Annotated in this window: 9 protein-coding genes; 6 read left to right on the top strand and 3 right to left on the bottom strand. The window is 60.3% G+C overall.

Going from position 1 to position 11,692, the window contains the following annotated elements; genetic code table 11:
* Positions 1-63: 63 nt before the first annotated feature.
* Genes ACE3MN_RS00885 through araD form a run of 4 tightly spaced genes read left to right on the top strand, consistent with a single transcriptional unit; the run spans position 64 to position 3,773 of the window.
* Positions 64-1,569 (top strand): FGGY-family carbohydrate kinase, encoded by a 1,506-nt coding sequence (locus ACE3MN_RS00885; protein ID WP_049099781.1) that lies wholly within the window; start codon positions 64-66, stop codon positions 1,567-1,569.
* Positions 1,566-2,228: a 3-keto-L-gulonate-6-phosphate decarboxylase UlaD gene (ulaD, locus tag ACE3MN_RS00880; protein WP_004137786.1), complete on the top strand. Its 663-nt coding sequence runs from the start codon at positions 1,566-1,568 to the stop codon at positions 2,226-2,228. The genes ACE3MN_RS00885 and ulaD overlap by 4 nt, the downstream gene beginning before the upstream one ends.
* A complete protein-coding gene (locus tag ACE3MN_RS00875) occupies positions 2,221-3,081 on the top strand; it encodes an L-ribulose-5-phosphate 3-epimerase (protein WP_024359740.1) in 861 nt (286 codons plus the stop codon). Before ulaD ends, ACE3MN_RS00875 begins: the two co-directional genes overlap by 8 nt.
* Positions 3,075-3,773, top strand: coding sequence for an L-ribulose-5-phosphate 4-epimerase (araD, locus tag ACE3MN_RS00870; protein WP_004137783.1), 699 nt, complete (start codon positions 3,075-3,077; stop codon positions 3,771-3,773). The genes ACE3MN_RS00875 and araD overlap by 7 nt, the downstream gene beginning before the upstream one ends.
* Positions 3,774-3,879: 106 nt before the next feature.
* Here araD and ACE3MN_RS00865 read toward each other — a convergent pair whose 3' ends face one another.
* Positions 3,880-4,683, bottom strand: a complete 804-nt coding sequence (locus tag ACE3MN_RS00865) for an AraC family transcriptional regulator (protein WP_024359739.1) — start codon at positions 4,681-4,683, stop codon at positions 3,880-3,882.
* Between the two features lie 254 nt (positions 4,684-4,937).
* Between ACE3MN_RS00865 and ACE3MN_RS00860 the strand changes: the two genes are divergently transcribed.
* Together ACE3MN_RS00860 and ACE3MN_RS00855 are read left to right on the top strand one after the other, a co-directional pair.
* A complete protein-coding gene (locus ACE3MN_RS00860; RefSeq protein WP_049099778.1) occupies positions 4,938-6,338 on the top strand; it encodes an MFS transporter in 1,401 nt (466 codons plus the stop codon).
* Between the two features lie 10 nt (positions 6,339-6,348).
* Entirely contained in the window at positions 6,349-8,310 is a 1,962-nt protein-coding gene (locus ACE3MN_RS00855; protein WP_004137777.1) for a glycoside hydrolase family 127 protein, read from the top strand.
* Positions 8,311-8,417: 107 nt separating this feature from the next.
* Here the strand turns inward: ACE3MN_RS00855 and selB are convergent, their stop codons facing one another.
* Together selB and selA are read right to left on the bottom strand one after the other, a co-directional pair.
* Entirely contained in the window at positions 8,418-10,259 is a 1,842-nt protein-coding gene (gene selB, locus ACE3MN_RS00850; RefSeq protein WP_024359736.1) for a selenocysteine-specific translation elongation factor, read from the bottom strand.
* Complete coding sequence (gene selA / locus ACE3MN_RS00845) at positions 10,256-11,644, bottom strand: L-seryl-tRNA(Sec) selenium transferase (protein ID WP_024359735.1); 1,389 nt, start codon at positions 11,642-11,644, stop codon at positions 10,256-10,258. Before selA ends, selB begins: the two co-directional genes overlap by 4 nt.
* Between the last annotated feature and the right edge of the window lie 48 nt (positions 11,645-11,692).

The raw sequence follows: 11,692 nt of genomic DNA, 5'->3' as shown, positions 1-11,692 counted from the left end.
GCGCTGCGCCTGCCGGGCCTGCGAAATATGCCGGGTTCAACCGGTAACAATGAGATGCGAAAGATGAGCAAGAAACAGGCCTTCTGGCTGGGTATTGATTGCGGCGGCACCTATCTGAAAGCCGGTTTATATGACGCCGAAGGTCATGAACATGGCATTGTGCGGCAAGCGCTACGGACGATGTCGCCCCTGCCGGGTTACGCCGAACGCGACATGCGCCAGCTCTGGCAACACTGCGCGGCGACCATTGCCGGGCTATTACAGCAGGCAGGTGTATCCGGCGAACAGATTAAAGGCGTGGGCATCTCCGCTCAGGGTAAGGGCCTCTTTCTCCTCGATAAGCAGGATCGGCCGCTGGGTAACGCCATCCTCTCCTCCGATCGTCGGGCGCTGAAAATCGTTCAGCGCTGGCAGCGGGACCGTATTCCCGAACGGCTCTATCCCGTTACCCGCCAGACGCTATGGACCGGACATCCGGCTTCTTTGCTGCGCTGGGTAAAAGAGAATGAACCCCAGCGCTACGCGCAAATTGGCTGCGTGATGATGGGGCATGACTATCTGCGCTGGTGCTTAACCGGCGCGAAGGGCTGCGAGGAGAGCAACATCTCCGAGTCCAACCTCTACAACATGGCCATGGGCCAGTACGACCCGCGCCTGACCGAGTGGCTGGGCATCGGTGAAATCGATAGCGCGCTGCCCCCCGTTGTAGGGTCAGCCGAAATTTGCGGGGAGATCACCGCTCAGGCAGCCGCTTTAACCGGTCTGGCGGCGGGTACTCCCGTCGTTGGCGGCCTGTTTGACGTGGTCTCCACCGCCCTTTGCGCCGGGATTGAGGATGAGTCGACCCTCAATGCGGTGATGGGGACCTGGGCCGTCACCAGCGGTATCGCTCACGGCCTGCGCGACCATGAGGCCCACCCTTACGTCTATGGCCGCTACGTCAATGACGGCCAGTATATCGTTCACGAAGCCAGCCCGACCTCGTCCGGCAACCTCGAATGGTTTACCGCCCAGTGGGGCGATCTCTCGTTCGATGAGATCAATCAGGCCGTCGCCAGCCTGCCGAAAGCCGGGAGCGAGCTGTTTTTTCTGCCGTTTCTCTACGGCAGCAACGCCGGGCTGGAGATGACCTGCGGCTTTTACGGCATGCAGGCGCTGCATACCCGCGCGCACCTGCTGCAGGCGGTTTATGAAGGCGTGGTATTTAGCCATATGACCCACCTCAACCGTATGCGCGAACGCTTTACAAACGTTCAGGCCCTGCGCGTCACCGGCGGCCCGGCGCACTCCGACGTCTGGATGCAGATGCTGGCGGACGTCAGCGGCTTACGCATTGAACTCCCGCAGGTGGAAGAGACCGGCTGCTTTGGCGCGGCCCTCGCCGCTCGCGTCGGCACCGGCGTATACCGCAGCTTTAGCGAAGCCCGGCGCGCCCGGCAGCACCCGGTACGCACGCTGCTACCCGATATGACCGCCCACGCGCGCTATCAGCGCAAATACCGCCACTACCTGCATTTGATTGAAGCACTACAGGGCTATCACGCCCGTATTAAGGAGCACGCATTATGAGCCGACCATTACTGCAGCTGGCGCTCGACCACACCAGCCTTCAGGCTGCGCAGCGCGATGTCGCCCTGCTACAGGATCACGTTGATATTGTGGAGGCGGGAACCATCCTCTGCTTAACCGAAGGGCTTAGCGCGGTTAAAGCCCTGCGCGCCCAGTGTCCGGGGAAGATCATCGTCGCCGACTGGAAAGTCGCCGACGCCGGTGAAACCCTGGCGCAGCAGGCCTTTGGCGCTGGCGCCAACTGGATGACCATCATCTGCGCCGCACCGCTCGCCACGGTCGAGAAAGGCCACGCCGTGGCCCAGGCCTGCGGCGGTGAAATTCAGATGGAGCTGTTCGGCAACTGGACCCTGGATGACGCCCGCGCCTGGTACCGTACCGGCGTCCATCAGGCAATTTACCATCGCGGACGCGATGCCCAGGCCAGCGGGCAGCAGTGGGGGGAGGCGGATCTGGCGCGCATGAAAGCGCTGTCCGATATTGGCCTTGAGCTGTCGATTACCGGCGGCATTACCCCAGCCGATCTACCGCTGTTCAAAGATATCAACGTCAAAGCCTTTATTGCCGGGCGCGCGCTGGCAGGCGCCGCCCATCCGGCGCGGGTTGCCGCCGAATTCCACGCGCAAATCGACGCTATCTGGGGAGAACAGCATGCGTAACCACCCGTTAGGTATTTATGAAAAAGCGCTGGCGAAGGATCTCAGCTGGCCTGAGCGGCTGGTACTGGCCAAAAGCTGCGGTTTTGATTTTGTCGAAATGTCGGTGGACGAGACCGATGAACGCCTTTCGCGCCTGGAGTGGACCCCGGCCCAGCGCGCATCGCTGGTGAGCGCGATGCTGGAAACCGGCGTCGCCATTCCCTCGATGTGCTTGTCCGCCCATCGCCGTTTCCCCTTTGGCAGCCGCGATGAAGCGGTACGCGATCGGGCGCGAGAGATTATGACCAAAGCCATCCGCCTGGCGCGCGATCTGGGGATCCGCACCATCCAGCTGGCGGGTTACGACGTCTATTACGAAGAGCATGATGAAGGCACCCGGCAGCGTTTTGCCGAAGGGCTGGCCTGGGCGGTAGAACAGGCCGCCGCCGCGCAGGTAATGCTGGCGGTGGAGATCATGGACACCGCCTTTATGAACTCCATCAGCAAATGGAAAAAGTGGGACGAGATGCTTTCGTCACCGTGGTTTACCGTCTACCCGGACGTCGGCAACCTCAGCGCCTGGGGAAACGACGTCACCGCCGAGCTGAAGCTGGGCATCGATCGTATCGCCGCCATCCACCTGAAAGATACGCTGCCCGTGACCGACGATAGCCCTGGCCAGTTCCGCGACGTGCCGTTCGGCGAAGGATGCGTCGATTTTGTCGGCATTTTTAAGACGCTGCGCGAGCTGAACTACCGCGGTTCATTTTTGATTGAGATGTGGACGGAGAAAGCCAGCGAGCCGGTGCTGGAGATTATCCAGGCCCGGCGCTGGATCGAATCACGGATGCAGGAAGGGGGATTCACATGTTAGAACAACTGAAAGCCGAGGTACTGGCGGCAAACCTGGCCCTCCCCGCACACGGCCTGGTCACCTTTACCTGGGGCAACGTCAGCGCGGTCGATGAAACGCGCAAGCTGATGGTCATTAAGCCCTCCGGCGTCGAATATGAGGTGATGACCGCCGACGATATGGTGGTCGTAGAGATGGCCAGCGGTAAAGTCGTTGAAGGCGGTAAAAAACCCTCTTCAGATACGCCAACGCATCTGGCGCTTTATCGCCGCTATCCGCAGATCGGCGGGATCGTGCATACCCACTCCCGCCACGCGACGATCTGGTCGCAGGCCGGGCTCGATCTCCCCGCCTGGGGCACCACCCACGCCGACTACTTCTATGGCGCGATCCCCTGTACCCGACGGATGACCGTTGAGGAGATTAACGGCGAGTATGAGTATCAGACCGGCGAGGTGATTATCAAAACCTTTGAACAGCGCGGCCTGGATCCGGCGCAAATCCCGGCGGTATTGGTCCATTCACACGGCCCCTTTGCCTGGGGTAAAGACGCCGCCGACGCCGTACATAACGCCGTGGTGCTGGAGGAGTGCGCCTACATGGGCCTCTTCTCGCGCCAGCTGGCGCCACAGCTGCCGGATATGCAGTCTGAACTGCTCGATAAACACTATCTGCGTAAACACGGCGCGAACGCCTATTACGGGCAAAACTAGTCCCGCGGAACTCCCCGGATTGCGGCTAACGCCTTATCCGGGCTACCGGCCGTCTGCGGTCCCGTAGCCCGGGCAGCACAGCGCCGACGGGAAAAACCCATCAACCCTACGCCGAATTAATATGTTCCTTGCAGTAACGACGCTTCCACGCCGCCGGCGTCAGGCTGGTGTGCTTGCGGAAAATCTTGCGAAAATAGCCGACATCGTTAAACCCGCATTTCATCGCCACCTCGGTAAGCGACAGGGAATCGCTGATAAGCAGCTTTTCCGCCGCCCTTACCCGCTGACGGTGCAGCGCTTCGGTTAACGTCAGCCGGAAAGCATGGCGATAAACGCGCCCCAGATAATCCGCGTTGCAGTGCAGCTCCTGCGCCAGCGTGGATGCGGAAAGGGGCAAATGAAACCGGGTACGAATGATTTGCTGCGCTCTCCACGCCAGCGCGTTGCCGGGACTGTCGGCGGGCTGTTCGCCTGCTGCCGCCGAAATTTGCTGCAAAATCAGCAGCAGGATCAGCTCCAGCGCCACGCTACGATGAATATTTTCCTGCTCGCGTAAGAATTGACGAAACAGTGAAATAATATACTGCGGGTCATTAACGCGCATATGTTGTGGAATAGAAAGCAGCGCATCACCCTCACCCGACGTCACTTCAAAATGCAGCCAGTAGAATTTTAAATCTGACGGAAACAGTCCGATCCCCACATGTAATCGCTGCGGCCAGAGCAGCAAACTTTCCCCGGCATTCACGCTAAAAACTTTGTTGTTTTCGCGAATCGTTAATGTCCCTTTTTCCACAAAGATTATTTCCCAGGAGTGAAGCTGACGAGCCGGATGGCTGCCGACGCCGCGGGAAATAAACAACCCGCCGTTCTGCACCTTAATCGGAAGTGACATGGATAATTCAAGCATAGATATTCAACATTCCGCTTTTTTCATCATAAATAACCTCTCATTGCCATTGATTATTCACGATAAAATAGGGTTCTGCCGGATCGAAATCACATTTTTATCATCAGGTCGGAATCGTCCTCTTTTTATACTTTTTCATTCCCTTGTTGCCCCCCATATTTCGTGCAGAATAAATAACGTAATTTGCAAATAACACAATTAAAGCCCGCGCCTCAGCGGGATATTATTCCGCACATCATCTCCGGGAGTTATTTATGACTTCGGCTCCGATTACTACAAGCGATTTAGCACGGCGCGTCCAGGACGACAAACTATCCCTACGGGAAAAAATAGGCTACGGACTTGGCGACGCGGGCGGGACGGTGATTACCTGCCTGATCATGAACTTTTTGACTTTTTTCTATACCGATGTCTTCGGCCTGACGCCCGCGCTGGTCGGAACCCTGTTTCTGGCCCTGCGCGTTTTTGACGCCGTTTCCGATCCTATCATGGGCGTGCTGGCCGACCGTACCCAAAGCCGCTGGGGGCGCTTTCGTCCCTGGCAGCTGTGGATTGCCGTGCCGATCGGCGTTATCGGCGTTCTGACGTTTACCGTGCCCGATGCCAGCATGGGGGTAAAAATCGCCTGGGCGTTCGGCACCTATCTGCTGCTCTCGGTGAGCTACACCGCGATTAACGTCCCCTACTGCGCGCTGATCAACACCATGACCACGCGCCATACCGAGGTTATCTCATGTCAGGCATGGCGTTTTGTGCTGTGCGGCGTGGCGGGTTTCTTAGTCTCCGTTGGGCTGCCGTGGCTGGTGAAAGCGCTCGGCAAGGGCGATACCGCGCAGGGCTATCAGTACGGCGTCGCCGTACTCTGCGCCATCGCGGTGGCGATGTTCCTGTGCTGCTTTTTCTGGGTTCGCGAACGCGTCTCGCTGGATGTGATGGGAAAATTTACCCTGCGCGAGCACATCGCCGGCCTGCGCAATAATGACCAGCTGCTGCTGATGCTGGTGATGTCGTTCCTGCTGATTAACGTTTTTAATATCCGCGGCGGCGGCTATATGTACTTCATCACCTACGTGCTGGGCGGCTCCACCGGCTACACCTCGCTGTTCTTCACCATGGTGACCTTCGCCTCGATTGCGGGCTCCGCGATCATCAATATGCTGTCGCGCCGCTTCGATACCGTCAAACTCTACTATTACACCAACCTGGCGCTGGCTGCGCTGGCCGTCGCGATGTGGTTTTTACCAACCGGGGCGGCATACCAGACCCTGTGGCTGATCGTCATCCTCGGCAACGGCATTATTCTCGGCTTCACCCTGCCGCTGCACTTTTCGCTGATGGCCTTCTCCGACGACTACGGCGAATGGAAAACCGGGGTGCGCTCTTCCGGTATGAACTTCGCCTTTAACCTGTTCTTTATCAAGCTGGCATGGGCCTCCAGCGCCGGCATTATCAGCGTCGTGTTTATCTACGTGGCTTACCAGCCGGGCGTGGAAAACCAAACGGCCTCATCCCTGGCGGGCATCTCCTCAATGGAGACCCTGCTGCCCGCCCTGTTCCATCTACTGCTGGCCTTCACTATTCGCGCCTGCAAGCTTAACAATCCGATGATGGCGCGCATTGCCAGCGACCTGCGCACGCGTCACGTTCAGCCTTAAGGAGTCCGTCATGCCCGTTATGGAAGTCGATCTGCACAAACTGAAAATCAACGATCCGTTCCTCGGCCAGTACCAGCAGCTGGTGCGCGATGTGGTGATCCCCTACCAGTGGGATGCGCTTAACGACCGCATCGAAGAGGCGGATCCTAGCCATGCAATAGAGAACTTCCGCATCGCCGCCGGGCGACAGGAGGGCGAATTCTACGGCATGGTCTTTCAGGACAGCGACGTGGCGAAATGGCTGGAGGCGGTGGCCTGGTCGCTGTGCCAGAAGCCGGACGCCGAGCTGGAAAAAACCGCCGACGAGGTAATTGAACTGGTCGCGGCCGCCCAGTGTGAAGATGGCTATCTGAATACATATTTCACGGTCAAAGCGCCCGAGGAGCGCTGGACTAACCTCGCCGAATGCCACGAACTGTACTGCGCCGGCCACATGATTGAAGCGGGCGTCGCCTTCTTCCAGGCCACCGGCAAGCGTCGTCTGCTGGAAGTCGTCTGCCGCCTCGCTGACCACATCGATAGCGTGTTTGGCCCCGGAGAGAACCAGCTGCACGGCTACCCTGGCCATCCGGAAATCGAGCTGGCGTTAATGCGCCTGTACGACGTCACTCAGGAGCCACGCTATATCGCGCTGGTGAAGTACTTCGTTGAGGCGCGCGGCACGCAGCCGCATTTTTACGATATCGAATATGAGAAGCGCGGCAAAACCTCTTACTGGAACACCTACGGTCCGGCGTGGATGGTGATGGATAAGCCCTACAGCCAGGCGCATCAGCCGATTTCCGAACAGCCGGTCGCCATCGGCCACGCGGTGCGTTTCGTCTATCTGATGGCCGGCGTTGCCCACCTCGCCCGTTTAAGTCAGGACGAGGGCAAGCGCCAGGATTGCCTGCGCCTGTGGAAAAATATGGCCCAGCGTCAGCTGTATATCACCGGCGGCATCGGCTCGCAGAGCAGCGGGGAGGCCTTCAGCAGCGACTATGACCTGCCAAACGACACGGTCTATGCCGAAAGCTGTGCTTCCATTGGCCTGATGATGTTTGCCCGCCGGATGCTGGAGATGGAAGCCGACAGCCAATATGCCGACGTGATGGAGCGCGCGCTGTATAACACCGTGCTGGGCGGCATGGCGCTCGACGGCAAGCACTTCTTCTACGTCAATCCGCTGGAAGTGCATCCAAAATCCTTAAAATTCAACCATATTTACGATCACGTTAAGCCCGTCCGCCAGCGCTGGTTCGGCTGCGCGTGCTGCCCGCCGAATATTGCCCGCGTGCTGACCTCGCTGGGACACTATATCTACACGCCGCACGACGATGCCCTGTACATCAACCTGTATATCGGCAATAGCGCGGAGATCCCGGTGGGCAATGAGGCGCTGCGCCTGCGCATCAGCGGCAACTATCCGTGGCAGGAACAGGTGCAGATAGTCATCGATTCATCGTCACCTGTGCATCATACCCTGGCCCTGCGCCTGCCGGACTGGTGCGATAAGCCGCAGGTGACGCTCAACGGCGCGCCGGTTACGCAGGACGTACGCAAAGGGTATCTGTACATCAGCCATCTCTGGCAGGAGGGCGACACGCTGCTGTTAACCCTGCCGATGCCGGTGCGCCGCATTTATGGTAACCCGCTGGTGCGCCACCAGGCAGGTCAGGTCGCCGTCCAGCGCGGCCCGCTGGTTTACTGCCTGGAGCAGGCGGATAACGGCGAGCAATTGCATAACCTGCAGCTGCCGCGCGACGCCCGATTTATCACTGTAGAAGGCAAAGGGATTTTTGCCCGCAAGATACTTCTCCAGGCGCCGGGCTATAAGCAAACGGCGGAAGATGCCGAGCAGCAGGCGCTGTGGCGTTACGATCGCGCGCCGTCCAGCCGTCAGCCGCACCTGCTGACCTTCATCCCGTGGTTTAGCTGGGCCAACCGCGGCGAAGGCGAGATGCGTATCTGGGTGAACGAAGCGGAAGCGTAAGTGTGAGGATTCCCCGGTGGCGCTGCGCTTACCGGGGCAACAAGGTTTGTGCCTTATCGTAGCCCGGGTCAGGCGTTCACGCCGCGACCCGGGACAACCTGCTTATGCTAAAGAAACAGCGCCTTATCGCGCAGGATATGGTCATTACCGCGACGGCGGGTAAAGCCGATACGGTCGAAATACTCGAGGATCTGAATCGCCAGCTTGCGCCCGACGTTCAGCGTATCGCGGAAATCCGCCGCGCAGGTTGATCCCCTCTCCAGATCCAGCTCGCGGATCATTTTGGCAAACGCCACAATCCGATCGTTGCGATAGTAGCGATCTTTGACGATCGCGGTAATCATCCCCTGCTGCGCCGCCTGGCGTAATACCGCTCGCATTAACGACTCTTCCACGTTGGCTTCCCGCGCCAGATCGCGCACCCACCATGGCTCATCGGCAAACAGCCCGACCACCCGCTGCCAAATGGCCTGCTGCTCGTCGGTAAAGCCCGCTTTATGCTCCGGCAGATGCAGCCATCCGTGGTGGCTGTGAACAGTGCCGCTTTCGCGCATCTGCTCAATCAACAGCAGCACCAGCGCCTCATCTTCCATCGGCAGCGCAATACGCCGCAGCCGCTCGCGGCCCGGCCCGGGCTCATCGCGATGCTGGTCGTGGTAACGCGCCAGGGCGTCGAGCAGTTTCCGCTGCCAGCGCGCGGCAAGCGGGGCGCTCAGCAGACTATTGCCCGCCTGCAGGTAATCAGGACGGTTAATCAGCGCCTTCAGCCCCTCGTCGCTGAGCTGACGCGCCCAGGCGAAATCATCGAGGCGCACCGCGTCGCGCTGCAGATGAATATCCAGCGCCTGGACGTCATCGCCCTGCGCGGCGGCCAGCGCGCGCAGCCACTGTAGATACTCCGGCTTACGCTTGCCCCGGCGCGGCGGATTGAGGGTCACCACTCGCGCGCCGGCCAGCGTCAGGCGCGCGGAAATATCGCGCAGCACCAGACGGTCGTTATCCGCCAGCCGCAGCGGCGTATCGAGAACCAGCTCCGCCAGCGCGCCTTCGAGCAGCGATACGCGGCCGGTAATATGGCTGGCGGCGTGGTGGATATGCAGCGGCTGCCACTGGCTAAGCGGCGTATGGCACTGGAGTTCGACAATGACCCGTTCAGAGGCTTCCGGCGGTGGTACCGCCAGCAGCCAGTCGCCGCGGTTAAGATCCTCCTTTTGCGCATCGCCGACAATATTCAGCGCGATGCGCTGACCGGCCCACGCTTTCGCCACCGGCTGATTCTGCGCGTGCAGCCCGCGCACGCGCATCGGTTTATCGACGCCGGTCAGCCACAGCGTATCGCCAACGTTAACTTCGCCGGAAAGCGCCGTCCCGGTGACCACCAGCCCCGCGCCTTTGACGGTAAACGCCCGGTCGATCGCCAGGCGAAAACGCTGATGCTGTGGGTGAGCGCGCGCGGAAAGCTGCAGGAGATGATCGCGCAGCCCGGCGATACCCAGGCCTTCCGTCGCCGCGACGGTAAACAGGGTCGCGCCGGTAAAGCCGAACTCCGCCAGCGCCGCCTCGACCTCCGCCTTCACTTCCTCAACCCGCGCCGTTTCTACGCGGTCCGCTTTGGTCAGCGCCACGGTTAACGTCGGCTTCCCCGTGAGCTGGAGGATCGCCAGGTGCTCGCGCGTCTGCGCCATCACCCCATCATCGCAGGCCACCACCAGCAGCGCGTGATCGATACCGCCGACGCCGGCCAGCATATTGGACAAAAATTTTTCGTGGCCGGGGACGTCGATAAAACCCAGCACCCGCCCGTCGGGCTGCGGCCAGTAGGCGTAGCCCAGGTCGATAGTCATCCCGCGCGCTTTCTCTTCCGGCAGGCGATCGGCGTTGATGCCGGTAATCGCCTGTAGCAGCGTGGTTTTGCCGTGGTCAACGTGTCCGGCGGTGGCAATAATCATCTCAATAACATCTCCATAAACCGGGGTTCATCCTCAAGACAGCGCAGGTCCAGCCACAGGCGGCCATCGTAGATCCTGCCAATAACCGGCACGGGCAACAGACGCCAGCGCGCCGCCAGGGCTTCCAGCCGGCTGCCGCGGCCATCGCGCGGAGTAAAGGTCAACGCCGCGCTGGGCAAGCGGTCTACCGGCAGCGAACCGCTGCCGATCTGCGACAGACATGGCTCAACCTGCAGGTCAAAATCAGCATAATGCGCAGCCAGCGCGGCCTGAATGCGCTCGCCCTGCTGGCGGATCGCCTCCGCCTGGCGGGTCAGCAGCCGCAGGGTCGGCAGTTCAGCGGCCAGCTTTTCCGGGTGCAGATAGAGGCGCAGCGTGGCCTCCAGCGCCGCGAGGGTCATTTTATCCGCCCGCAGGGCGCGCTTGAGCGGATGGCTCTGCAAACGGGCGATCAGCGCTTTCTTTCCGACAATAATTCCCGCCTGCGGGCCGCCCAGCAGCTTATCGCCGGAGAAGCTCACCAGGCTGACGCCGGCGGCAATCATCTCCTGCGGCATCGGCTCTTTCGGCAGGCCGTACTGGCTTAAATCCACCAGCGAGCCGCTACCAAGATCGGCGACCACCGGGATATTCAGTTCGCGGCCAATCTCCGCCAGCGCCGCCTCATCGACTGCTTTAGTAAAGCCCTCGATGCTGTAGTTGCTGGTGTGCACCTTCATCAGCAGGCCGGTATTGTCATTAACGGCCTGACGATAATCTTTCGCATGGGTGCGGTTCGTGGTTCCGACTTCATGCAGGACGCAGCCCGCCTGGCGCATCACGTCAGGAATACGGAACGCGCCGCCGATCTCCACCAGCTCGCCGCGCGACACCACCACCTCGCTGCCGCTGGCGGTTGCCGCCAGCATCAGCAGCACTGCTGCAGCATTGTTGTTGACGATACACGCATCCTCCGCGCCGGTGATCCGGCAAAGCAGATCGGCCAGCGCGCGGTCGCGGTGGCCGCGTCCGGCATCATCAAGATCGTATTCCAGCGTCACCGGCGCGCGCATCGCCTGGGCAACCGCCGTCACCGCCGCTTCCGCCTGAATCGCCCGGCCAAGATTGGTGTGCAGCACGGTGCCGGTCAGGTTGAACACCGGGCGCAGCGCGCTCTGTTGCGTTTGGCTCAAACGACGCGAGGTCTCCATCAGCCACGCTTCGCACCAGCCCGGCAGCGCCTGGTTCAGACGGATATATTCCCGCGCCTCGTCCAGCATCTGACGCAGCAGCGCCACCGTCTGGGAGTGACCATATTGCATCAGCAGCGGTGAAAATGCGGGGTCGCGGAGTAAACGGTCGATGGCCGGAAGCCGGGTATAAAGCGCACGAATTTCGCTAGTCATGAATGAACCTATTTTCCCCCCTCCCGCCGGGAGAGGGAGTCAACAAAT

Origin of the sequence: Klebsiella grimontii (assembly GCF_042137965.1) — a bacterium.
GTDB lineage: Bacteria > Pseudomonadota > Gammaproteobacteria > Enterobacterales > Enterobacteriaceae > Klebsiella > Klebsiella grimontii.
The sequence above is the reverse complement of the archived record's forward strand: the minus strand, read 5'-3'. Positions and strand labels throughout refer to the sequence as shown.